At 60.8% G+C, this 22,433-nt stretch carries 23 protein-coding genes; 18 read left to right on the forward strand and 5 right to left on the reverse strand.

Annotated elements, in window-relative coordinates; genetic code table 11:
* Positions 1-7: 7 nt before the first annotated feature.
* From motA to PAF17_RS14765, 10 genes are all read left to right on the forward strand, one after another.
* Positions 8-874 carry a flagellar motor stator protein MotA gene (gene motA / locus PAF17_RS14720; protein WP_271889863.1) on the forward strand — a complete coding sequence of 289 codons (867 nt, stop codon included), beginning with the start codon at positions 8-10 and terminating at the stop codon, positions 872-874.
* Positions 874-1,152 carry a hypothetical protein gene (locus PAF17_RS14725; RefSeq protein WP_271889864.1) on the forward strand — a complete coding sequence of 93 codons (279 nt, stop codon included), beginning with the start codon at positions 874-876 and terminating at the stop codon, positions 1,150-1,152. Before motA ends, PAF17_RS14725 begins: the two co-directional genes overlap by 1 nt.
* On the forward strand, positions 1,149-3,248 hold the full coding sequence (locus PAF17_RS14730) for a flagellar biosynthesis protein FlhA (RefSeq protein ID WP_271889865.1): 2,100 nt from the start codon (positions 1,149-1,151) through the stop codon (positions 3,246-3,248). The genes PAF17_RS14725 and PAF17_RS14730 overlap by 4 nt, the downstream gene beginning before the upstream one ends.
* A complete protein-coding gene (locus PAF17_RS14735; RefSeq protein WP_271889866.1) occupies positions 3,245-4,003 on the forward strand; it encodes a flagellar biosynthetic protein FliR in 759 nt (252 codons plus the stop codon). Before PAF17_RS14730 ends, PAF17_RS14735 begins: the two co-directional genes overlap by 4 nt.
* A complete protein-coding gene (flhB, locus tag PAF17_RS14740) occupies positions 4,000-5,061 on the forward strand; it encodes a flagellar type III secretion system protein FlhB (RefSeq protein WP_271889867.1) in 1,062 nt (353 codons plus the stop codon). Before PAF17_RS14735 ends, flhB begins: the two co-directional genes overlap by 4 nt.
* A complete protein-coding gene (locus PAF17_RS14745; RefSeq protein WP_271889868.1) occupies positions 5,055-5,420 on the forward strand; it encodes a hypothetical protein in 366 nt (121 codons plus the stop codon). Before flhB ends, PAF17_RS14745 begins: the two co-directional genes overlap by 7 nt.
* A 93-nt stretch (positions 5,421-5,513) precedes the next feature.
* Complete coding sequence (gene bioB, locus PAF17_RS14750) at positions 5,514-6,581, forward strand: biotin synthase BioB (protein WP_271889869.1); 1,068 nt, start codon at positions 5,514-5,516, stop codon at positions 6,579-6,581.
* A gap of 20 nt (positions 6,582-6,601) precedes the next feature.
* Positions 6,602-7,753 (forward strand): 8-amino-7-oxononanoate synthase, encoded by a 1,152-nt coding sequence (locus PAF17_RS14755; RefSeq protein WP_271889870.1) that lies wholly within the window; start codon positions 6,602-6,604, stop codon positions 7,751-7,753.
* A complete protein-coding gene (gene bioD / locus PAF17_RS14760) occupies positions 7,738-8,430 on the forward strand; it encodes an ATP-dependent dethiobiotin synthetase BioD (protein ID WP_271889871.1) in 693 nt (230 codons plus the stop codon). Before PAF17_RS14755 ends, bioD begins: the two co-directional genes overlap by 16 nt.
* Positions 8,427-9,665 (forward strand): adenosylmethionine--8-amino-7-oxononanoate transaminase, encoded by a 1,239-nt coding sequence (locus PAF17_RS14765; protein WP_271889872.1) that lies wholly within the window; start codon positions 8,427-8,429, stop codon positions 9,663-9,665. The genes bioD and PAF17_RS14765 overlap by 4 nt, the downstream gene beginning before the upstream one ends.
* Here the strand turns inward: PAF17_RS14765 and PAF17_RS14770 are convergent.
* Together PAF17_RS14770 and leuD are read right to left on the reverse strand one after the other, a co-directional pair.
* Complete coding sequence (locus PAF17_RS14770; RefSeq protein ID WP_271889873.1) at positions 9,602-10,630, reverse strand: endonuclease/exonuclease/phosphatase family protein; 1,029 nt, start codon at positions 10,628-10,630, stop codon at positions 9,602-9,604. The two genes, PAF17_RS14765 and PAF17_RS14770, sit on opposite strands and share 64 nt — an antisense overlap.
* A 50-nt stretch (positions 10,631-10,680) precedes the next feature.
* Positions 10,681-11,286 (reverse strand): 3-isopropylmalate dehydratase small subunit, encoded by a 606-nt coding sequence (leuD, locus tag PAF17_RS14775; protein WP_271889874.1) that lies wholly within the window; start codon positions 11,284-11,286, stop codon positions 10,681-10,683.
* Between the two features lie 83 nt (positions 11,287-11,369).
* Between leuD and PAF17_RS14780 the strand changes: the two genes are divergently transcribed.
* Positions 11,370-11,927: a hypothetical protein gene (locus PAF17_RS14780; RefSeq protein ID WP_271889875.1), complete on the forward strand. Its 558-nt coding sequence runs from the start codon at positions 11,370-11,372 to the stop codon at positions 11,925-11,927.
* A gap of 55 nt (positions 11,928-11,982) precedes the next feature.
* Here the strand turns inward: PAF17_RS14780 and leuC are convergent, their stop codons facing one another.
* Positions 11,983-13,410: a 3-isopropylmalate dehydratase large subunit gene (leuC, locus tag PAF17_RS14785; protein ID WP_271889876.1), complete on the reverse strand. Its 1,428-nt coding sequence runs from the start codon at positions 13,408-13,410 to the stop codon at positions 11,983-11,985.
* A gap of 261 nt (positions 13,411-13,671) precedes the next feature.
* Between leuC and PAF17_RS14790 the strand changes: the two genes are divergently transcribed.
* The 7 genes from PAF17_RS14790 (at position 13,672) to PAF17_RS14820 (ending at position 20,727) form a co-directional block, all read left to right on the forward strand.
* Positions 13,672-15,027 carry a mechanosensitive ion channel family protein gene (locus PAF17_RS14790; protein ID WP_271889877.1) on the forward strand — a complete coding sequence of 452 codons (1,356 nt, stop codon included), beginning with the start codon at positions 13,672-13,674 and terminating at the stop codon, positions 15,025-15,027.
* 76 nt (positions 15,028-15,103) lie between these two features.
* Complete coding sequence (gene rsfS, locus PAF17_RS14795; RefSeq protein WP_271889923.1) at positions 15,104-15,511, forward strand: ribosome silencing factor; 408 nt, start codon at positions 15,104-15,106, stop codon at positions 15,509-15,511.
* Between the two features lie 3 nt (positions 15,512-15,514).
* Entirely contained in the window at positions 15,515-15,982 is a 468-nt protein-coding gene (rlmH, locus tag PAF17_RS14800) for a 23S rRNA (pseudouridine(1915)-N(3))-methyltransferase RlmH (protein ID WP_271889878.1), read from the forward strand.
* A gap of 106 nt (positions 15,983-16,088) precedes the next feature.
* Positions 16,089-17,606: a 2,3-bisphosphoglycerate-independent phosphoglycerate mutase gene (gpmI, locus tag PAF17_RS14805; protein WP_271889879.1), complete on the forward strand. Its 1,518-nt coding sequence runs from the start codon at positions 16,089-16,091 to the stop codon at positions 17,604-17,606.
* On the forward strand, positions 17,603-18,778 hold the full coding sequence (locus tag PAF17_RS14810) for a murein hydrolase activator EnvC family protein (RefSeq protein WP_271889880.1): 1,176 nt from the start codon (positions 17,603-17,605) through the stop codon (positions 18,776-18,778). The genes gpmI and PAF17_RS14810 overlap by 4 nt, the downstream gene beginning before the upstream one ends.
* A gap of 16 nt (positions 18,779-18,794) precedes the next feature.
* Positions 18,795-20,213, forward strand: coding sequence for a S41 family peptidase (locus PAF17_RS14815; protein WP_271889881.1), 1,419 nt, complete (start codon positions 18,795-18,797; stop codon positions 20,211-20,213).
* Positions 20,206-20,727, forward strand: coding sequence for an RNA pyrophosphohydrolase (locus PAF17_RS14820; protein WP_271889924.1), 522 nt, complete (start codon positions 20,206-20,208; stop codon positions 20,725-20,727). Before PAF17_RS14815 ends, PAF17_RS14820 begins: the two co-directional genes overlap by 8 nt.
* A gap of 46 nt (positions 20,728-20,773) precedes the next feature.
* Here the strand turns inward: PAF17_RS14820 and PAF17_RS14825 are convergent, their stop codons facing one another.
* Both PAF17_RS14825 and PAF17_RS14830 read right to left on the reverse strand, forming a co-directional pair.
* Entirely contained in the window at positions 20,774-21,010 is a 237-nt protein-coding gene (locus PAF17_RS14825) for a hypothetical protein (protein ID WP_271889882.1), read from the reverse strand.
* Positions 21,011-21,154: 144 nt separating this feature from the next.
* A complete protein-coding gene (locus PAF17_RS14830; protein WP_271889883.1) occupies positions 21,155-22,417 on the reverse strand; it encodes a lytic murein transglycosylase in 1,263 nt (420 codons plus the stop codon).
* Positions 22,418-22,433 lie beyond the last annotated feature (16 nt).

The raw sequence follows: 22,433 nt of genomic DNA on the forward strand, positions 1-22,433 counted from the left end.
CACCGCGATGTTCGGTTTTGTTGGCATCATTCTGACCTTTGCGATGGTCTTTGGCGGGTATCTTCTGGCGGGCGGAAAGATGGGGGTTATCGCCCACGCATTGCCGTTCGAGATGATGATGATCATGGGCGCTGCAATCGGATCATATATCCTGTCCAATGACAGCCATGTTCTGAAGGCGACATTGGGCGGGTTGAAGCGCGCCTTTTCCGGCCCGAAATGGAGCGCGCAGGACCATCAGGATGTTCTATGCCTGATGTTCCAACTGCTGCGGATCGCACGAGAAAACCCAGTCGAGCTGGAACATCATATCGAACGCCCTGCGGAATCGGCGATCTTCAATGCCTATCCCAGACTGGCAGCAGATCATCATGTGGTTTCGTTGATTTCAGACACCTTGCGTTCCGCCAGCCTCAACTATGACGATCCCTATCAGGTCGAGGAAATGCTGGCGCGGCGGATCGCGATCATGCGCGAAGAGGAAATGCACGTGCCTCATGCACTGCAAAGCATGGCCGATGCCCTGCCAGCATTGGGGATCGTGGCGGCGGTTCTTGGGGTGATCAAGACCATGAGCGCGATCGACCAGCCTCCCGAGGTTCTGGGAAAGATGATCGGCGGCGCATTGGTGGGAACCTTTCTGGGGGTGTTTCTGGCCTATGGCTTTGTCGCGCCATTGGCCCAACGTCTGGGCGGCGTGGTGAAACAGGACCTGGGGTTTTACGAAGTCGTGAAATCGGTTCTGGTTGCCGGGCTGCATCAGCACGCGACGAATCTTTGTGTCGAGGTCGGACGACAGGCCGTGCCGGAACATGTCCGACCGCAATTTGACACGCTGGAAACAGCATTGCGCGACCTCAAGAAGGCCGCGTGATGCTGGTTCTGGCATTCATGCTTGCCGTCAGTGCGGCCGGGGCGTCGGCAGAGATGCCAACCCCGCAAATGTCCGCCTTTGAACGGGACGCCACGAACTGGCTTCTGGAGGGGCGGGATCTGCCACCAGATTATCGATTGCGCCTGTTGGAAATGGGGCCTTCCGAGCGGCTGCAAATCTTGGTCTTTTTGCGCCGTTCCGGCCTGCTGACAGGCGACAGCTGGAGCCTTGACGACATTTTGAGGCCCGGCCCAAAGGACAATGAGGTCACGGAATGAAGGCGCTGGGCGCGATCGAATCCAAGTCCAACAAATTGCTGGATGCACCACTGCTGGTGACCGGCGCCTTGATGGTGATCGTGATATCGCTGGTGATCCCTTTGCCACCCGGGCTGCTGGATTTCGGAATTGCATTGTCGATCGCGACGGCGACCTTGGTTCTGGTGATGGCGTCCCTGGTGGACAAGCCTACGGATTTCCAGGCCTTTCCCGTCTTGCTGTTGGTCAGCCTGATCATCCGGCTGTCGCTGAACGTATCCTCGACGCGCCTGATTTTGACACAGGGCCACACAGGTACGGATGCCGCAGGGCAGGTCATCAATGGATTCGCGGATTTCGTTGCCGGGGGATCGCTGCTTGTCGGGTTGACCGTGTTTGCCGTGATATCCGTTGTGAACTTCATGGTTATAACCAAGGGTTCGGGCAGGATGGCCGAGGTCGCCGCGCGTTTTGCCCTGGATTCGTTGCCTGGCAAGCAATTGGCAATCGACGGAGATCTGAATGCTGGTGCGATCGATCATCATGAGGCAAAGCTGCGCCGCAGTCAGGAACAGCGCGAGATCAGCTTTTTCGGATCTCTTGACGGCGCGTCAAAGTTTGTAAAAGGCGATGCAGTTGCAGGGATTGTCATCACGCTGATCAACCTGCTGATCGGCCTGACGGTCGGCATTGTCGGCCATGGCATGAGCTTTGGCGACGCGGTGACAACATATTCGCACCTGACGATCGGTGACGGCCTTGTCAGTCAGATCCCGGCGCTGATCACCTCGATGGCGGCCGCGCTGCTATTGTCGCGCGGGGGGGCAACCGACAAGACCGCCGACCTCCTGTCGTCCGAGTTCTCCAGAACCTGGCAGCCGGCGGCTGTTGTTTCCGCCACGATGTTGTTGATGTCGCTGGTGCCAGGCATGCCCAAGCTGCTGTTTATTACGCTTGCGGGTGCAATGGCGGCGATGTCGTGGCGGATTGCGTCACGAAAGGCGTCTGAATCCTCAAGCGATGAGGTCAATGAGCAGCCACGGGATACCGTGCCGCCTGCAAGCAAGATCGGCGATATTCTGGATACTGATGATATCAGCGTCGAAATCGGTTCTGGGTTGATCCTGAGCGCATTGGATCAGGCGCGCGGTCTGGGTGGGCGTATCGGCAATTTGCGCATTCACGTCGCGCGTCAGTATGGGCTTATCCTGCCGGATGTCCGCATTACCGACACGGATGAATTGCCTGCGGGCGATTATGTAATCAGGATCCAGAGCGTGGTGCGGGGGCGTGGCTCTTTGCGCCCCGGTGAGGTCTTGGCATTGGGCGCTGATCACTTGTTGGAACAGTTGGCGGGCGCTGCCGTAAAAGAGCCCGTCTATTCAAGCCCAGCAAGATGGATTGCACCTGACGATCAGGATGAGGCTGCGACGATGGGGGCCACCGTGGTCACGCCAATGGAGGTCGTGTCGACTCATCTGATGGAGGTAGTCAAGGCGAATCTGTCGTCTCTGATGACTTTGGGGGCGATGCAGCGCCAGCTAGAGGAACTGAAATCGCTGTCCGATCCGGTTCGCAGCGAACGTAACCGGCGCTATCTGGACAGCATGATCCCTGACAAGGTTTCACCCGAAACACTGTTGGCGGTCTTGCGTGCGTTGTTGGATGAAAGGATTTCGATCCGCAACCTGCCTCTGATTATCGATGCAGTATCAGAGTTTCGTACGCTGGAATCGATTGAAACGATCTATGAGATGACCCGCAAACGCTTGCGGGGTCAGATCACCCAACAATTCAGCGATGTTTCCGGAAAGATGCATGCCCTCCAGCTTCACCCGGCATGGGAGGCCGAGTTCGTGCGCGCCGATAGCGAAACGGGCCGCAGCGGGGGTGGGGCATTGCCGCCGGCACTGACACGAAAATTGCTGGATGCCACGCGAAAGATGCTTGCAGAGGCCGCTCCTGGCACCTCGGTGGTTGTCGTCGTGCCGGATCATCGTCGGCGCATGGTGCGGGCGGTGCTGGGTTCGGCGGGGCTTTCGGCCCCGGTCTTGGGCCTCGAAGAGGTGGATCCCGCCGCCGATCTGCAATTGCTCGGAGCGATAGAGTTTTCATGAGTTGGGAACAACTCGCGGGTTGGATGCCCTTGCAAGGCTGGACCTTGATCCTGGTCTATATTCGCGTTCAGGCCTGCGTCCTTGCGCTGCCCGGGCTGGGAGAGCGCGTCATTCCTGTGCGGGTTCGCGTTTCGGTCGCCATGGCTGTTTCACCGTTGCTGGCTGATGGTCTTGCGCCTGTTGCTTATCCCGCAAGCCTGCTGGCGGGTCTGGGGCTGGTATCCGTCGAAATGCTGATCGGGCTTGCCGCGGGCATCCTGGTGCGGCTGTTCGCCCTGGCGCTGGATATCGCGACGACGGCCATCGCTGCCACGGCATCCCTGTCGCAACTTGTCGGGGTTCAGAACGAGGCCGCGCCGCATCCGATCGGCAACCTGATGCATCTTGCGGGGATTGCGGTTCTGATGGCGCTGGGGTTGCCGATCATGCTGCTGGAACTGATCCGCGACAGTTTCTTCTTGTGGCCTGCCGGGGTCTTGCCCGACATCGCGGTTCTTGGTCCCGCGGCGGTCATGGTCCTGGCCGACAGTTTTCTTCTGGCAATGATGATCGCGGCGCCCTTTACCCTGGGCGGCTTTCTGTTTCAGGCGCTGTCGGGGGTTATCAATCGCGTGATGCCCGCATTGCCTGTTGTATTCATTGGTTCACCGGTGGCGATCCTGCTTGCCCTGATCGCATTGGCGGTCCTTGCGCCGATCCTGATCGGAATTTGGGCCGATGCCGTGTTGGACTTTACCTTGCCGAGGGACGCATGAGCGACGACAACGACGACAAGACATTCGAACCCACCGAGCAAAAACTGCGCAAAGCGCGCGAGCAAGGCGATATCCCGCGCTCGACCGAGTTCAACGTGGCAATGATGTATGCCGGCGCCTGGCTGGCCTTTGGTGTCGGGGCCGCTTTCGCGGTGAAACAATGGCTTGCGATGGCAAGCCGTGGAATGGGGGCGGATGGATGGCCCATCGGATCGGTGTTTGCCCTGGCCGATTCGCTTTGGCGCTATGCAGCAATTGCCCTGATCGCGCTGGTGCTGATCCCTTGCGCAACGATTCTGATCGGATTGATCGTGCAGCGAGGCTTGATCTTTTCGCCCAAGAAGATCGCGCCTGACTTCAATCGCATCAACCCGATCAAGACAGCGGGCCAGAAATTCGGCACGTCCGGTCTGGTGACCTTTGGGATTTCCTTTGCCAAGGCGGCGTTGGTTTGTCTGGGGGGGTGGTATCTGTTCGCGGGGCTTGTCGATCGAATGGCTTCCAGCGCGATGGCGGGAACCCGCTGGGTGACAGGGCTTGGCGATTTGCTGGGGCGTGTGCTGTTGTTGGCGGTGGCGATCTCGGTGGTGTTTGCGGCGTTGGACATGGCATGGAAGCGGTTCGAACATCTTCGCAAGAACCGTATGACGCGAAAAGAGATGGAAGATGAATACAAGGATGCCGAAGGTGATCCACATCTGAAGGCCGCCAGACGCCAGCGTGCGGTCGATATTGCCATGAAGCAGATGCTGGCAGATGTGGAAAAGGCCGATGTCGTCATTGTCAATCCGACACATTATGCGGTTGCGTTGCAATGGAAACCCGGCAGCGGGCGCGCGCCGGTTTGTCTGGCGAAGGGCACGGATGACGTCGCAGCGCGGATTCGCGAGCGGGCCAGGAAAGGAGCCGTTCCGATCTGGTCCGATCCCCCTTGCGCGCGTGCGATCCACGCCAGCGTTGACATAGGGGCCGAGATCAGGCGCGAACATTTCGCGGCCGTGGCGGCGGCGATTCGCTTTGCCGAAAACATGCGCAAGAAGGTTCGGGCCGGATGGTAGACACATGCGCAAAGCTGGCAAAACTGGAACAGATTGCCCGTATTCGCGCCGAGCAAGAGCTGAAAAAGCTGGCCGCGTTCCGTCTTCATGTCGAAGCGGCGCAGGGTCGTGTGGCGGCAACGCGCACCGCATTGGGTCAAAGCTATCGCGATGACGCTCCGCTGGCCTTGTCCGAGGCACGGATGGCCAATGCCCAGGCCGCACGCGCCGCACGCGAGATGGCGCGGGCGGAACGGGATCTCCTCCAGATGCGGCCGGGTTTCGAGGCTGCAAGGCAGAATGCGGCGCGGGAATTCGGTCGCGCCGAGGTATTGGCCCAACTGGCAAGGCGTGAGGTGGATCGAAACGGCCACGGGTGACGCCCCATATTCCGTTGCCGCGGCGCAGCGGCGGGTTGGACAGCGCGAACTTGAAATGCTACTCAACGCGTCAGTCATCCGAGGAGGAACCCGATGCTCGAAGCCAGCCCGCGCCCCGACGCAGCGACATCCCGTAAGGTCTGGACGGCACAGGAGGCGCGCGAGCTTTTCGATTTGCCCTTCATGGAGTTGCTGTTTCAGGCGCAGACCGTGCATCGCCGCAGCTTTGATCCCAACCGGGTACAGATGAGCCGGCTGCTATCGATCAAGACAGGCGGGTGCCCGGAAGACTGTTCCTATTGCAGCCAGTCATCACGCTATGATTCGGGGCTGTCGGCGTCAAAGCTGATCGAGGTTCAGCGCGTGATTTCCGAAGCGCGCCGTGCCCGGGATGCGGGCGCAACAAGATACTGCATGGGGGCGGCCTGGCGCAGCCCCAAGGAACGCGACATGGCGCAGATCGTCGCCATGATCGAGGGCGTCAAGGCGCTTGGCATGGAAACCTGCATGACATTGGGCATGCTGGACGGCGATCAGGCCCGGCGCCTGAAAACCGCGGGCTTGGACTATTACAACCACAATATCGACACATCGGAAGCGCATTATTCGAATGTGATCACGACCCGCACCTTCGCTGACCGTCTGGAAACCCTGCAAAATGTCAGGGACAGTGGTATCAAGGTCTGCTCGGGCGGTATTCTCGGGCTGGGGGAAGGGGCGCAGGATCGCGTCGATATGCTGGTTACGCTGGCCAATCTGCCCGAGCCACCTGAAAGCGTGCCGGTCAATATGCTGATCCCGGTGGCCGGCACCCCCTTGGCCGATGCCGACCCGGTCGATCCGATCGATTTCGTGCGTGTCATTGCCACGGCGCGGATCATGATGCCGGAAAGTCATGTCCGGTTGTCGGCCGGGCGCACCGAGATGTCTGACGAGATGCAGGCGCTGTGCTTTTTCGCGGGCGCAAACTCGATCTTCGTTGGCGATACATTGCTGACCAAGGACAACCCGGATGAAGACGATGATATGCGTCTGTTCGCCAAACTTGGGCTGCAGCCGATGACGGTTCACGAACATATGCCCGCGACCGATGATGATGTGGGCGAGGCGCGTCGACTGGCGGCACGGGCTGCAGATCCCGCAATACCTGTCCTGCGCTGAGCCGGGACGAGCCGGTGGACATGGCGGGATCTGTCGGTGTGGATCGGCTGGCGTTTTACCGCCAGGATATGGATCAGCTTGCCGCGCGCGGGCGTTTGCGCGGATTGGCCGAACGCGCCGGAATTGATTTTTCATCGAATGACTATATCGGGCTGGCGGGATCTGCCCGGTTGGGCGATGCCGTGCGCAATGCCGTGCGGGAGGGCGTTCCGGTCGGGGCGGCCGGATCGCGCCTGTTGCGTGGCCATACCCGGTGGCAGGCCGAATTCGAGGATCATGCCGCCCGGTTCTTCGGGGCCGATGCCGCACTTGGGTTCGGCGGCGGATATGTCGCGAATTTTGCGCTGTTCTCGACATTGCCACAACGTGGAGATCTGTTGCTGATGGATGAACTGTCCCATGCCAGCACCCATGAGGGTGCGCGATCGGGGCGGGCAGAGGTGCAGAAATTCCGGCATGGTGATGTCTCTCATGCGGAACAGGTCATCAAGATGTGGCGCCGCGCAGGGCATACAGGCGCCGTCTGGATCGCGGTCGAAAGCCTTTATAGCATGGACGGTGATGTCGCGCCGCTTGATGATCTGGTCGGACTTGCGGATCAGCACGGGTTTCTCGTCATCGATGAGGCCCATGCAACCGGTGTTTTCGGGCCTGACGGGCGCGGCTTGTCCCATCGCCTTGAAGGTCGCGAAAATGTGCTGACCCTGCATACCATGGGCAAGGCGTTGGGTGGCTCGGGGGCGTTGATCTGTGGCGCACGGCCACTGCTGGACTTTATGGTCAATCGTTGTCGGCCCTTTATCTTCGCCACGGCACCGTCGCCCTTGATGGCTGTGGCGGGGCGGACTGCGCTGGACATCCTGCGCGACGAACCCTGGCGGCGTGACGAATTGCAGGGTCATGTCGCATTGTTCGGTGCAGAAATGGCCCAACGTCTGCCGCAAATGCAGATCAGTGGCAGCCAGATCGCGCCCTTGATTGTCGGACCGGATGCCCCGACCATGGAGCTTGCCGCGCGTATCCGGAAGCGCGGGTTCGACATTCGGGGTGTACGCCCGCCGACTGTTCCTGACGGGACTGCGCGTCTGCGAGTGTCGCTGACGCTGAACGCGACCAGGCAGGATATTTTGCGCCTGGCGGAAACACTGGAGGAATTGTGGCCAGATTTGTGATCACGGGAACCGGGACCGATATCGGCAAGACGGTGTTTGCCGCAGGGCTGTGCGGTTTGATCGGTGCCAGATACTGGAAGCCGGTTCAAACGGGGTTGGCCCAGAATCTTCCCAACCTTGCCGCAGACGGGCGTGGCCATCAGGTTGCACCATCGGCGGCTGGTCAGCCCTATCTGCCCCCCAACGGCACTGATTCCGCCGAGGTTGCACGGCTTTCCGGCCAAGCGGTCTTTCCCGAATCCTATCTGCTGCGCGAGCCACTCTCTCCCCACCGGGCCGCCGAGCTGGATGGCGTAACCATCGACCCTGCCGATCTGGTGCCCCCCGATTGGCAGGATCTGGTCATCGAGGGGGCGGGGGGCGTTCTCGTCCCGATCACAAGGGATCTGCTGTATGCGGATCTGTTCGCGACATGGCAGATTCCGGTCGTCCTGGTTTGTTCGACCGGGCTTGGCACGATCAGCCACAGCCTGACCGCGGTCGAAAGCCTGCGCGCACGCAATGTTGCGTTGCATGGCCTGGCATTTGTCGGTGATGACAATGCTGACAACATCGCGACCATTGCCGAATTGGCAAAGGTCAGGGTGCTGGGGCGCCTGCCGCAGCTGCCACAACTGGACCGCCACAGTCTTGCGGCGGCGATGCATGAACAATTCGATCCGGAGGATTTCCGTTGAGCGCGGTCTGGCACCCCTTTACCCAACATGCGACCGAACCCGTCCCCCCGCGCATTGCGCGCAGCGAGGGCGCCTATCTGTTCACGGATCGGGGCCAGCCTTTGCTGGATGGTATTTCGAGCTGGTGGGTGGTCACGCATGGGCATCGGCAACCGGAAATTGTCGAGGCGATTCAAAGCACGGCGTCGCGTCTGGATCAGGTTATCTTCGCCGGGCTAAGTCATGAGCCGGGCGAACAGCTGGCCGAGGCGTTGATCAAGATGGCTCCTGCCGGTCTGACCAAGGTCTTTTACAGTGACAGCGGTTCGACCGCGGTCGAGGTGGCCTTGAAAATGGCCTTGGGCTATTGGCGGCATGAAGGCGACGGTCGCCATCGGATTGCGGTCTTCGAAGGCAGCTATCATGGCGATACCATCGGCACGATGAGCGTGGGTGAACGCGGCGTCTTCAATGCCGCCTATGATCCGCTGATGTTTGCTGTCGACAAGCTGCCATTTCCCTCCGCAGACGGTCAGGACACGCTGACTGCGTTCGAGGCGCTGGCCCGGACCGGACAAATGGCGGCGATTATTGTCGAGCCGCTCGTCCTGGGGGCCGGTGGAATGCAGATGTATTCCCCCGAGGTCCTGGCTGGCCTGCGCAAGATCTGCGACCGCCATGACGTCTTGCTGATCGCCGATGAGGTCATGACGGGCTGGGGGCGGACAGGGCGGCTATGGGCCTGTGATCACGCCGCCATTTCACCCGATATCCTGTGCACGTCCAAGGGGTTGACGGGGGGCGTCATTCCCTTGGCCGCGACCTTGGCCAGTGAGCGGGTTTTTCAGGCGCATTACTCGACCGATCGTCGCCGGACATTTTATCATTCGTCCAGCTACACGGCCAATCCGATTGCCTGCGCGGCTGCCTTGGCCCAGGTGCGTCTGTGGCAGCAGCGACCGATGGGCGATATTCTGGGGAATCTTGGCGCAATGCAGGCCGAGCGGCTTGCCGCGCTTGGTCAGGATGGCCGTTTCGAAAACGCGCGGCAATGCGGCACCATTGCCGCGCTGGACCTGAAAGTGACGGATGGCGGCTATCTTGCAGAAACCGGTCCAAGAATGCGTGCGCATTTTCTGGAACAGGGTGTTCTGCTGCGACCACTTGGCAACACGGTCTATGTGTTGCCGCCTTATTGCGTGACCGCAGATGATCTTGATCTGGCCTGGGGGGCCATTGCCTCATTCGAGGGGTAGGGCACGACATCGACCCAGACCAGCCGGTGATTGGACGCAATCTCGACCGCCCCGGCCAATGGATGATCGGGTGATGGCCACAAAACGCCACTGTCGATTATCTTCAGTTCATGGCCGGGCAGGACGTAATCCACGCGCATATTTCCCGGCCCGGCCGCGTCGAAGACCGCAGTATCCAGTGCCGGATCGCCCCGATGCCCGGCATTGACGCCGTTCTGGGGGGGCTGCCAGTCCCCGCGCGGTTCGGGATCCTGAACCAACGCATTCAGCCTTGTCAGAACCTCGGGGCGGCCGTCGCCATCGGCCGGATCAAGATTCATCTTGCCGATCAGCGCGAATGGCGCATCCGGCACATGATGCAGCCAGAAAGCGGTCTCATCGTGGTTGCGCCGCCCGTTCCGGTCCTCGGGGCCGTCAAATACGGGCGGGGTTGCCGACCATGCCAGAAGATGCATCGGTCCCCGCGTCGTGGTCAGGGTTACATCCCAATGGTTCGTCGAGGGCAGCCGTTGAATACTCGCGACCTCTGGCAAGGTGGGGGGCATGATATGATCGGGAAGGTCCCGCCAAAGCGCGTCCGAATAGTCCGACACCGCAGAGATCGGCAGACGAGACAGGATTGCCATGCCGTTCTGGCCGGTAAACTGTCCCCAGCCCTGTGCGTCATCTGCCTCGGCCAATCGGCCATCGCCATCCAGGTCAAGACCGGTGGGAAGGCCGCGATTGGGGCGGCTGGCATGCCAGAACGGCAGGTCATGCCCCTGTTGCGCAACCAGCGCCCTGAATTCCGACAGGGCAATGGATCGGAGATCCCAGTCAAAGCCCGTCAACAGGATCACATCGGGCCGGGCGGCTGCAATCACCTGTGCGGCGGCGATCACCTGCGGATCATCCTTGCGAATGTCGCGCAGCAACAGCCCGGGCCCCTTGCGGGTCAGCCCCGGATCATATGTCGCAATGCGCACTGGCTGGGCACCTGCCGTCCCAGCCAGGCACATAAGAAAGGCGGCTGCCTTCAGACCCAAGGGCGCGCCTGTGCCATCTGGTCTTCGTAGCTGTCGATCGAGGGGGCTTTTTCCATGGTCAGCCCGATATCGTCCAGACCGTTCAACAGGCAATGTTTGCGGAACGGGTCGATGTCGAAATGGAACTCGACCCCATCCGAGGTGCTGACCGTCTGGTTTTCCAGGTCGACGGTCATGCGGGCATTGGCACCTTTGCGCGCATCGTCCATCAGCACATCGACGGCTTCCTGGGGCAGGGTGATCGGCAGGATGCCGTTCTTGAAGCAGTTATTGAAGAAGATATCGGCGAAGCTTGTCGAGATGACGCAGCGAATCCCGAAATCCAGCAACGCCCAGGGCGCGTGTTCACGCGACGATCCGCAGCCGAAATTGTCGCCCGCAACCAGAACCTCGGCATTGCGATAGGCGGGCTGGTTCAGGACGAAATCGGCGATCTCGTTCCCGTCGCGGTCATAGCGCATCTCGTCAAACAGGTTTACGCCCAGTCCCGAACGTTTGATCGTTTTCAGGAACTGTTTCGGGATGATCATGTCGGTGTCGATATTGACCAGCGGCATGGGGGCCGCGATACCGGTCAGCGTGGTGAACTTGTCCATGTGGTCCTCGGGGTTGCTGTATCTTGACGCGGCAATGGGGAATGTCAGGCCCAAAGCGGCCAAGAAGATGTGATGGTGTGAGTATGTCTGGTTTGATGACTTGCGTGGCAGCCGCGTGGCAGCCGGGGATCGGAGATCCGAACGCAACGGGTTGGCTGACCGTGCTGGCCTATGTGCTGTGCCTTGTCCTGTCGGTGCGGGTCTGGGTGAAACTCAGCGGTCAGCCGGGCCGGGCCTTTTGGGGGCTGGTGGCGTTGCTGATGCTGTTTCTGGCCCTGAACAAGCAGCTGGACCTGCAAAGCGCGCTGACCGCAACGGGGCGCTGTCTGGCGCAGGCGCAGGGGTGGTATGACAATCGCCGTATCGTTCAGGCCGCCTTTGTTCTGGGTGTGCTTGCCCTGATGGTGGCGGCCTTGCTGATGGGATTGCGAGCGCTGCGCGGTCAGTTGGCGCGGTATGGTCTGGCGCTTGCCGGGTTGACGGTTCTGTGTGGCTTTGTCGCGATCAGGGCCATCGGTTTTCACCATATGGATGCGCTGATCGGCCATCGCAGCTTTGGTGTCAGCACCAATTACCTGCTTGAAAACACAGGATTGGTGCTGATCGGCCTGAACGCATTTCGGGTGTTGCGGCGCGGCTAGGGCCGCACCGCCTGGTCCCGCAAGCTGATTGTCGAACCGGTCCGGCATTCCGGGCCTAGACCGTTTGCGCCATGAGCTGGCGCACATCGGTCAGATGCCCCACGACACCCGCCGCCGCCGCCATCGCGGGCGACATCAGGTGGGTGCGGCCTTTGTAGCCCTGCCGTCCCTCGAAATTGCGGTTCGAGGTCGCGGCGCAGCGTTCACCCGGTGACAACTGGTCAGGGTTCATGCCAAGGCACATCGAACATCCGGCCAGACGCCATTCAAAGCCGGCATCCAGAAACACCTGGTCCAGCCCCTCTTCCTCGGCCTGGGCGCGCACAAGCCCCGAACCCGGCACGACCATGCCGCGGACACCGTTGGCCAGTTTCCGGCCGCGCAGCACATCGGCTGCGGCGCGCAGATCCTCGATCCGGCCATTGGTGCAAGATCCGATGAACACCGCGTCGATCGAGATGTCGGTCAGCTCGGTGCCCGGTTTCAGATCCATGTAGTCAAGGCTGCGGCGGGCGGCGTCGATCTTGCCGCCTGCGAAATCCTCGGGCGCGGGGACCCGGGCCGAGATCGGCAGCGCGTCCTCGGGGCTGGTGCCCCAGGTGACGGTCGGTTCGATATCTTCGCCGCGAATGGTCACGACCTTGTCCCAATGCGCCTCGGCATCGCTGAACAGGGTTTTCCACCATGCGACGGCGGCTTCCCACTGGGCGCCTTTCGGGGCGTGGGCACGGCCTTTGACATAGTTGAAGGTCGTCTCGTCGGGTGCGATCAGACCGGCGCGCGCGCCACCTTCGATGGCCATGTTGCAGATCGTCATGCGGCCTTCCATCGACAGGTTGCGGATCGCTTCGCCGCAATATTCGATCACGTGGCCGGTGCCGCCCGCCGTGCCGGTTTCCGCGATGATGCGCAGCACCACATCCTTGGCAGTCACGCCCGGAGCCAGCCGTCCGGTGATCTCGACCTTCATGTTCCTGGATTTCGACTGGATCAGCGTCTGGGTCGCCAGCACATGTTCGACCTCTGATGTGCCGATGCCATGCGCCAGGGCGCCGAACGCGCCATGCGTGGCGGTGTGGCTGTCACCGCAGACAACCGTCATGCCCGGCAGGGTCCAGCCCTGTTCGGGTCCGACAATATGAACGATGCCCTGACGGATATCGTTCACGGGATAATAGTTCACCCCGAACTCGCGGGCATTGCGGTCCAGCGCATCGACCTGAATGCGCGATTCCGGGTTGTCGATGCCGTTCTGGCGATCCAGCGTGGTCGGCACGTTGTGATCGGGCACCGCGATGGTGCGTTCGGGGGCGCGAACCTTGCGCCCGGTCATGCGCAGGCCCTCGAATGCCTGCGGGCTGGTTACTTCGTGCACCAGATGGCGGTCGATATACAGAAGGCAGGTGCCGTCATCGGAACGGTCCACCACATGGGCGTCCCATATCTTGTCGTAAAGCGTGCGCGGCGTTGCGGGATTCGTCATGGCTGTGACTTTCGGCTGTGAGGCGAATTCTTGGTTGGGCAGGCGGTGGCGTGGCGGATCATCCGCCCGCGATCAGCCGTTCGACGTGACGCAAAGCGTCTCGCCGTAAAAGCGCGATGGCAATCGCGCCCGATCATGGATGTCAAAATAAATAAAGCCCGACATGTGCGCCATTTTAGGCATCCTGCCATGCTTACGCAATATGGGCTTGGGGCTTGTCGGAAAGCTTCGGACGGGGTTTGCTGGTCGCAGGAGGAATTGATGGAACAGTTGGATCCCGAAGTCGTCTCGGCCGCGCAGGGCCTGATGGAACGTGTCTGGATGTTTCTGGAAACCATGCTGGTGCCATCGCGCATGTATCAGTTGCCTGCGATTGCCGGATTGGTCCTGCTGTCATGGTTGTCGGCGCGCCTGTTGTCACCGCTCTTGACCCGCTGGCTGCGCAGCCGCGACAACTGGCCGAAATGGCGTTTGCGCCTTGGGTTGTTAATAGATCATCGCCTGACATTGATCATCTTTACGGTGCTGAGCTGGGCAATCGTGCTGGTTCTGCGCGAGGTGACCTATAGTTTTCGCAGCCAGGTCATTGCCCTGGCCGCGACCATTGCGGCAGCCTGGGTCGGCATTTATTTCGTGGTTCGGATCATCTCGAACCGGTTTCTGCGCCGGATCGTGTCCTGGGCGGCCTGGGTCTGGGTGACGCTGTTCCTGCTGGGCCTGACCGATCCGTTTGCGGCTTTTCTGGAAAGTGTGGCGCTGACGCTGGGGGATTTCCGCCTGTCCTTATTGACGGTGCTGAAAGCTTTGGCGATCACCGGATTGATGATTGCCGCCGCCCGCGCCCTGTCGCGTGTGATCGCAACGCGGCTGGCGCGCAACGAGGATATTTCCCCGACCATGCGCGTCCTGACGGCCAAGCTGTCGCAAGTGGTGCTGTTCACCGTAGCCATCATTTCCGGGCTGAAAGCGGTGGGATTCGACCTGACGGGACTGGCGGTGTTTTCGGGGGCTGTCGGTGTCGGGCTGGGATTTGGCCTGCAAAAAGTGGTGTCCAACCTTGTTTCGGGGGTAATCATCCTGCTGGACAAGTCGATCAAGCCCGGTGACGTGATCAGCCTTGGCGATACCTTCGGCTGGATCGAGGAACTGGGCGCGCGCTATGTCAGCGTGGTGACGCGGGACGGTAAGGAATACCTGATCCCGAACGAAGACCTGGTGACCGGGCAGGTTGTGAACTGGTCGCATACGAACAATTTTGTCAGGCTGGACCTGAGCTTTGGCACATCTTATGGCGATGACCCCCATCAGGTGAGCGAAGTCGCCATTAGCGCCGCCATGGGCGTCAAGCGGGTTCTGGCGCATCGCCGCCCGGTTTGCTGGATCACCGGCTTTGGCGACAGTTCGGTTGACTACGTTCTCAGGTTCTGGATCGGCGATGCCGAGAGCGGGCTGACGAATGTGCGCGGGCAGGTCTATCTGGCCCTGTGGGATGCGTTCAAGGAACACCGGATCGAGATTCCGTTCCCGCAACGTGAGGTCAGGGTGTTGAACAAGGAGTTTACAATGCGTAGTGACGCGGTTTCCCATGCCGATCCCGATTTCGAGAGGGATCATTGAGATGGGCCGAAAAAGTGTTATCTTTATAAGACCCCTGCGCCGGGGGCGATCGGCGCGCTGACCGGAGGATACAACCCTGTCACAAGACGTCTCGTCGGCCGGTGGGCCGGCCGCGACCGCCGCGGGCGACCAGCAACTTGCCCGTATTCTGTCCTCGCTCGATGATGACAAGGCCGAGGATGTCGTCACCATCGATCTGCGGGGACGTTCGTCCATGGCCGATCACATGGTGATTGCTTCTGGGCGCAGCGCCCGGCAGGTCGGCGCAATCGCCGAAAAACTGGCCGAGCGTGTCAAGGAAGCGACAGGTCGCGCGCCGCGCATCGAAGGCAAGGAAACCGGCGATTGGGTGCTGATCGATACCGATGATGTGATCGTGCATGTCTTTCGCCCCGAGGTTCGCGAATTCTATCAGTTGGAAAAGATGTGGATGCCCGCTGACACGCTGAGCCGTGTCCGCGATTCCGCGCAGCCGACGCAGTAGAAAATGCGAATAGAAATCGCCGCTGTCGGGCGGCTGAAAAAAGGTCCGGAATCCGTGATGGTTGCGGACTATCTGGATCGCTTTGCAAAAGTCGGTCGCGGGCTGGGATTGCCGCCGGTCAAGATCAATGAGGTCGAGGATCGGCGGGGCGGTGGCATGGCCGCCGAAACAGAGTTGCTGGATCGGGTCATCCCGCAATCCGCAGTCCTTGTCATGATGGACGAACGCGGCGATCAGCCGACCTCGCCTGAATTAGCACAGAAAATTGCGCAATGGCGCGATGGCGCGCAGGATGTCTGCTTTGTGATTGGCGGAGCGGATGGTCTGGCACCGGAATTGCGCGCGCGTGCCGATTGGCAGATCAGCCTTGGGCGGATGGTCTGGCCGCATATGCTGGTGCGGGTCATGCTGGCGGAACAACTGTATCGCGGCGCGACGATTTTGGCGGGGTCTCCGTATCACCGCGCATGACGGCAGCTGTGTCCTGATGATGTAAACCCGCCTTCACCTGCCCTTGAGGGCGGTTGTCGCAGCCTGCTGGCGGGGGTAACAAGGCGCAAACCATAGCGAGGCCGACATGACGAAACCCGTGATCCTGTGCATTCTTGACGGCTGGGGGATTTCTGATCGCCCCGAACAGAGCGCCCCGGATCAGGCCGAAACCCCGAATTTCGACCGCCTGATGCAGGATTGCCCGAACGCGACGCTGACGACTTTTGGTCCTGATGTCGGCCTGCCTTCGGGGCAGATGGGCAATTCCGAAGTCGGGCATACCAATATCGGCGCCGGGCGGGTCGTGGCCATGGATCTCGGGCAGATCGACCTGGCGATCGAAGATGGCAGCTTTTTTGAAAACGAGGCTATTCGCGGCTTTGCGGCCAGTTTGAAGGAAACCGGCGGCAGCGCGCATCTGATGGGCGTGATTTCCGATGGTGGCGTTCATGGCCATTTGCGCCATGTGCTGGCCGCCGCCAAGGCGATTTCGGGGGCCGGCGTGCCGGTTGTCATTCACGCGATCATGGATGGGCGCGACGTGGCCCCGCAATCGGCCCGCGATTTCGCGGCGCAATTGCAGGACCAACTGCCTGACGGTTGCCGTGTCGGCACCGTGATCGGGCGCTATTTCGCAATGGATCGCGACAACCGCTGGGAGCGGGTCGAACGCGCCTATCGTGCCATCGTGGCCGGACAGGGCGAGGCCGCGGACAGCGCCGAGGCCGCGATTTCCCAAGCTTATGCGCGCAATGAGACCGACGAATTCATCCAGCCCTTCGTGATCGACGGTTACAATGGCGCAATGGATGGCGACGGGTTCTTTTGCCTGAATTTTCGTGCTGACCGAGCGCGCGAAATCCTGTTCGCGCTTGCGGATCCCGAATTCGCTGAGTTTTCTGTCGATGATCGACCCGATTGGGCAGAGATGCTGGGCATGGTGGATTACAGTGTGCGCCACAATGATTTCATGGGCACGGCCTATCCCAAGCGGCAGGTGGAAAACACGCTGGGTGCCTGGGTTGCCGCGAAAGGGTTGCGGCAGTTTCGCCTGGCTGAAACCGAGAAATACCCGCATGTGACCTTTTTTCTGAATGGCGGAAAAGAGGCCCCGGAGATCGGCGAGGATCGCCATATGCCATCTAGCCCCAAGGTCGCGACCTATGATCTGGCACCGGAAATGGCGGCATCCGAGGTGGGCGATCGTCTGGTGCAGGCCATCGGCGAAGGTTATGATCTGATTGTCGTGAACTTCGCCAATCCCGACATGGTTGGCCATACCGGCAGTCTGGAAGCCGCCAAACGCGCCTGCGCTGCGGTGGATGTCCAGGTCGGGCGCATGTTGGCGGCCTTGGACAAGGCTGGCGGCGCTGCGGTGATCTGTGCCGATCACGGCAATTGCGAAACCCTGATTGATCCCGAAAGCGGGGGCCCCCACACGGCCCATACGATCAATCCGGTTCCGGTGATCGTTTACAACGGTCCGGTCGGCGCCGGGGTTCGGGCTGGTCGTCTGGCCGATCTGGCGCCGACCGTGCTGGAGCTTATGGATCTGGACAAGCCGTCCGAGATGACCGGCGAAAGCCTGATCGTGCCCGCATGATCCGACGCTTTCTTCTGGCGATATTGTGCTGCGGGATCGCGACCGCGGCACCGGCCCAATCCTCGACACCTGCGAATGACGCCGTGCGCGAAGCCGAGGCTGCAGCCGCGCAATTGCGGGATTCGGTGGGCAAGCTGGCCGAGGCGGTGTCTGCCGATGATCAGGTGACGGCCCTGACCGATGTCATTCGTGGCTATGAACAGGGCCTGTCGGCGCTGCGCGAGGGCTTGCGACAGGCCAGCGCGCGCGAAGCAGAGCTGCACACGCGTTTCGAGGCCGAGCGCGCCCGCCTTTCCGGTGTTCTGGGGGCCATGACCGCGTTGCAGAAATCGCCGGAAACGACCTTGCTGTTGCATCCGGCAGGGGCCTTGGCCAATGCCCGTTCCGGCATGATCCTGTCTGATGTGACGCCCGGATTGCAGACCGAGGCCGAACGGTTGCAGGCGGATCTCGAAGAAATATCCACCGTTCGCGCCCTGCAATCCGCCGCCGCCGAGATGCTGGGGTCGGGTTTGGCGTCGGTGCAAGAGGCCCGCCGGCTTCTGGCCAGTGCTGTCACCGATCGTTCGACCGTTCCTGTGCGCTTTTCCGAAGCGCCGCAGGAATTGCAGAAGCTGCGCGACGCCGCCCAGAGCCTGGATGATTTCGCCAGTGGTATCGAAAGCATGGAAAGCGATGTCGGTCCGCCGATGGATGACTTTGCCGGGGCGCAGGGCAGCCTGCCTCTGCCCGTCATCGGAACCGTGCTGCGACCCTATCGACAGCCCGATGCGGCTGGCGTCGAGCGTCCCGGTTGGATCATCGCAACCGCGCCGGCTGCCTTGGTGACTGCACCCTGGCCGGCGACAATACGTTATCGCGGAAACTTGCTGGATTACGGCAATGTGATGATTGTCGAGCCCGCGCAGGGCTATCTTTTGATATTTGCGGGTTTGTCACAGGTGTTCGGTGAAGTAGGCGATGTATTGAAAGCAGGCGATCCGATCGGTCTTATGGGGGGATCAGAAGCGCCGGCACAAGAGTTCGGGGCGCAATTCGTTGCGGATGCCGCACGCGGTCTGGATGCAGGGCGAACCGAAAGCCTGTATCTGGAATTGCGGCAAGGCGATGAAACGCTGGACCCGGCGGACTGGTTCGTGCTGAATCCGATAGTCGAGCCGCAAGAGAACTGAGGCAGGAAAGGCCGCCATGAAACATTATCTGATCGCAGGCTTTGGGGGCATTCTTGCCGGAGCCGTTGTCACGACCCAGATTGCCGGGCCGCTGGTCGCACAAGAAGCAGGCAACAACGTTTCGGTCTATGAACAGCTTGAACTGTTTGGAAACGTGTTCGAACGCGTGCGCGCCGATTATGTCGAGGCGCCTGACGACAAGCAATTGATCGAGGCGGCGATCAACGGGATGCTGACGTCGCTGGATCCGCACAGCTCGTTCCTGTCTGCGGATGATTACGAAGAAATGCAAACCCAGACACGCGGCAGCTTTGGCGGTCTGGGCATCGAGGTCAGCCAGGAAGACGGTCTGGTCAAGGTGGTGTCGCCGATCGATGATACCCCTGCGGCGGAAGCCGGCGTCAAATCGGGTGATTTCATCACGCATGTGAATGGCGAATCCCTGCTGGGCCTGACCCTGGACGAAGCCGTGGACATGATGCGCGGCCCGGTCGGATCGGAAATCACCGTAACATTGCTGCGCGAAGGCGAAAGCGAGCCCTTTGATCTGACCATGACGCGCGACACCATCAAGCTGACCGTGGTCAAGACCCGCCTCGAAGGTCATTCCGTTGTCCTGCGCGTGTCGACCTTCAATGACGAGACCTATGACACATTGAAGTCCGAACTGGCCAAGGCTGTCGAGGAAAGCGGCGGTATCGACAAGGTGACCGGCTTTGTTCTGGATCTGCGCAACAATCCGGGCGGTTTGCTGAATCAGGCGATCAGCGTGTCCGATGCCTTCCTTGACGCCGGTGAAATCGTCAGCACGCGCGGCCGCGTTCCCGAGGAAAGCGAACGCTGGAATGCCGAACCCGGCGATCTGGCGCAAGGCAAGCCGATGGTCGTGCTGATCAATGGTGGTTCGGCCAGCGCCTCGGAAATCGTGACGGGCGCATTGCAGGATCACCGCCGCGCGATCGTCGTGGGTGAAAAATCCTTTGGCAAGGGGTCGGTTCAGACGGTCATGCCCGTCACATCGGACAGCGCGATCCGGTTGACTACCGCACGCTATTACACGCCGTCGGGACGCTCGATCCAGTCGCTCGGCATCCAGCCCGACATTCTGGTCGCCCAACCGCGCCGACCCGTCGATGAAGAAGAAGATGAACCGCGCAGCCAGTCGAATTTCGGGCGCAGCGAGGCCGATTTGCGCGGTGCGTTGAACAACGATTCCGTCAGCGACGAGGAAAAGAAGCAGATGGAACAAGAGGCCGCCGAGGTCGAGGCGACCGCAAAGCTGCGTGAAGATGATTACCAGCTGGCCTATGCCGTCGATATTCTGAAAGGACTGGCAGCCGTTGATTTTCAGGCAGGTGATGTGCCCACGGCGGAAACCCCGGCCGTAACCGGTGAAGGGGCGGGAAATTCAGGGGCATCCAATGACAATGGCTGAACGATCCGGCACGGATGAGGCTTCGGGCGCTGAACGTCTGGGGCCTGGCGGGTTGCCTTATCGGCCCTGTGCCGGTGTCGTCCTGATCAATGCTCAGGGGTTGGTCTTTGCGGGCCAGCGCCTGAATTGGCCCGGTGCCTGGCAAATGCCCCAGGGGGGCATCGATCCCGGTGAAAGCCCGACGCAAGCCGCGTTGCGAGAATTGACCGAGGAAACCGGCGTCGCCGCGGACAATGTTCAGATCATCGCCGAAGACCCGAACTGGGTTTATTACGATTTGCCACCGGAATTGCTGGGCAAGGCGTGGAAGGGGAAGTTCGGCGGGCAGCGCCAGAAATGGGTGCTGATGCGCTTTCTCGGGCAAAACAGTGACATCTGTATCGAGACAGCCCATCCCGAATTTGATCGGTGGTGCTGGATGCCGGCACCGGAATTGCTGGAAAGTATCGTGCCGTTCAAGCGCGCGGTCTACGAGCAGGTTCTGGGATCGTTCAGCGAATATCTGGCTCGCTGAGCAGGGTGCAGCGCCCTCAGGCGCCGCACCGTATTTTGGCCAAGGATCAGCTTTTCATCTCGCGTTGACCTTCGGCAACGCAGACCTGATCGGCGGTTTCGAGGCTCATGCCCTCGGGGCGCGATACGGAACGGTCCCAGTCGCCAAGGCTCTTGGTGTAAAGCTGGCATATGACGGGGCCTTGTGCCGTTTCCACCGTCACCGGCGCGGATTCAAAGCTTTTGGGGGAACAAGCGGCAATGAATGCGGTGGCCATCGCGGCCATTGCGATTTTGTGGAACATGGCGAACTCCCATTGATGAATTAAACAATCTTTCAACGAATTGATGGATCAAAGCGCTTAAGGAAAGATTAACCCGTTGAAAAGTTGTTTTTTCTGTCAGGCGCTTCCCCCGAAAACCGGTTCCGGGGGAAGCATCAGGCAACCTTACTTGCGCAATTGCCCCAGCAGGATCGAAGTGGGATAGCCATCCGGCGTCACCCCGATCGAACGCTGATAGGCCGCCACTGCGGTCATGGTACCGGAACCGAACAGCCCGTCGATCTCGCCGTCATAGAACCCCTTGGCGCGCAGCCTTTGCTGGATTTCCTTGCGCTCCGAGGTTGAAAGCGGGCGGTCGTTGCGCGGCCATGCCCCCTGAATGCCCGACCGCCCGGCGATACGTTCGCCCAGGAAGGACACGCCAAGCGCATAGTTGTCGGAATTGTTGTAACGCAGCAGCGACCGGAAGTTATCCATGATCAGGAAGGCGGGGCCGCGTGCGCCGGCCGGCATGATGATCGAGCCACCGCCCGATGGCAACGCGCCACCGCCAAACCGCGTGACACCCTGAGCGGCCCAGGTCGCATTCGATTTGCGGGTGCCTTTGCCGATCTGACCCATGTTGAAGTTTTCCGGCAGGCGCACCTCGGTGCCCCAGGGTTGACCACGTTTCCAGCCATTGCGCGCCAGATAGGCCGCAGTCGAGGCCAGGGCATCGGTTGGATCCTCGGACCAGATGTCACGACGGCCATCACCCGTGAAATCAACCGCATATTCCAGATAAGAGGTCGGCATGAACTGGGTGTGGCCCATCGCGCCGGCCCAGCTGCCCAGCATGTGCTCGGCATCGGTGTCGCCCGCCTGAATGATCTTCAGCGCTGCGATCAGCTGGTTCTGGAACATCTCGCCCCGGCGACCGTCATAGGCCAGCGTCGTCAACGATGGGATGATCTGCATCTTGCCGCGATTGGCGCCAAAATTCGATTCCATGCCCCAAACCGCAAGAACGATCTCGCGAGGGACGCCATAGCGCGATTCAATGGCCGACAGCGTGCTGGACAATTGGCCCTGCTTTTCGCGTCCGGTCTGGATACGTGCGTCCGAAACCGCGCTGTCCAGATACAACCAGACTGGCCGCGAGAATTCGGCCTGCTTGCGATCAAGGCGAATGACATCGGGGTTGTAGCGCGCAATGCGCATCGCCCGGTCATAAGTGTTCGCCGAAATGCCGGATGACAGCGCGCGAGAGCGGAAGGACTGGACGAATTGTTGCAGGCCGGCTTCGTCGCCCGGTGCCGCAGCCGGGATCGGCGAAGGCGTTACCGGTGCCGCGCCGCCAAAGCTGCCAGGGGCGCGATTGCTTGGCCCCGCACAAGCGGCAAGCGCCCCGACAAGGGTCGTGGTCAGGAAAAATCTTGAAAAACTCATGTCGTTCGCCTGTTCG

The sequence above is a fragment of the Paracoccus onchidii genome (genome assembly GCF_028294535.1).
Classification (GTDB): Bacteria; Pseudomonadota; Alphaproteobacteria; order Rhodobacterales; family Rhodobacteraceae; genus Paracoccus; species Paracoccus onchidii.

Bases quoted from the DNA above. Each gene is read 5' to 3' on its own strand.
- PAF17_RS14780 (WP_271889875.1), top strand. From the start codon at position 11,370: ATGTCTGGTTTGATGACTTGCGTGGCAGCCGCGTGGCAGCCGGGGATC.
- PAF17_RS14735 (WP_271889866.1), top strand. From the start codon at position 3,245: ATGAGTTGGGAACAACTCGCGGGTTGGATGCCCTTGCAAGGCTGGACC.
- PAF17_RS14790 (WP_271889877.1), top strand. From the start codon at position 13,672: ATGGAACAGTTGGATCCCGAAGTCGTCTCGGCCGCGCAGGGCCTGATG.
- leuC (WP_271889876.1), bottom strand. From the start codon at position 13,410: ATGACGAATCCCGCAACGCCGCGCACGCTTTACGACAAGATATGGGAC.
- PAF17_RS14815 (WP_271889881.1), top strand. From the start codon at position 18,795: ATGAAACATTATCTGATCGCAGGCTTTGGGGGCATTCTTGCCGGAGCC.
- PAF17_RS14745 (WP_271889868.1), top strand. From the start codon at position 5,055: ATGGTAGACACATGCGCAAAGCTGGCAAAACTGGAACAGATTGCCCGT.
- PAF17_RS14810 (WP_271889880.1), top strand. From the start codon at position 17,603: ATGATCCGACGCTTTCTTCTGGCGATATTGTGCTGCGGGATCGCGACC.
- PAF17_RS14755 (WP_271889870.1), top strand. From the start codon at position 6,602: ATGGCGGGATCTGTCGGTGTGGATCGGCTGGCGTTTTACCGCCAGGAT.
- PAF17_RS14830 (WP_271889883.1), bottom strand. From the start codon at position 22,417: ATGAGTTTTTCAAGATTTTTCCTGACCACGACCCTTGTCGGGGCGCTT.
- bioB (WP_271889869.1), top strand. From the start codon at position 5,514: ATGCTCGAAGCCAGCCCGCGCCCCGACGCAGCGACATCCCGTAAGGTC.
- leuD (WP_271889874.1), bottom strand. From the start codon at position 11,286: ATGGACAAGTTCACCACGCTGACCGGTATCGCGGCCCCCATGCCGCTG.
- PAF17_RS14730 (WP_271889865.1), top strand. From the start codon at position 1,149: ATGAAGGCGCTGGGCGCGATCGAATCCAAGTCCAACAAATTGCTGGAT.
- rlmH (WP_271889878.1), top strand. From the start codon at position 15,515: ATGCGAATAGAAATCGCCGCTGTCGGGCGGCTGAAAAAAGGTCCGGAA.
- PAF17_RS14820 (WP_271889924.1), top strand. From the start codon at position 20,206: ATGGCTGAACGATCCGGCACGGATGAGGCTTCGGGCGCTGAACGTCTG.
- flhB (WP_271889867.1), top strand. From the start codon at position 4,000: ATGAGCGACGACAACGACGACAAGACATTCGAACCCACCGAGCAAAAA.
- PAF17_RS14725 (WP_271889864.1), top strand. From the start codon at position 874: ATGCTGGTTCTGGCATTCATGCTTGCCGTCAGTGCGGCCGGGGCGTCG.
- gpmI (WP_271889879.1), top strand. From the start codon at position 16,089: ATGACGAAACCCGTGATCCTGTGCATTCTTGACGGCTGGGGGATTTCT.
- PAF17_RS14825 (WP_271889882.1), bottom strand. From the start codon at position 21,010: ATGTTCCACAAAATCGCAATGGCCGCGATGGCCACCGCATTCATTGCC.
- motA (WP_271889863.1), top strand. From the start codon at position 8: ATGTTCGGTTTTGTTGGCATCATTCTGACCTTTGCGATGGTCTTTGGC.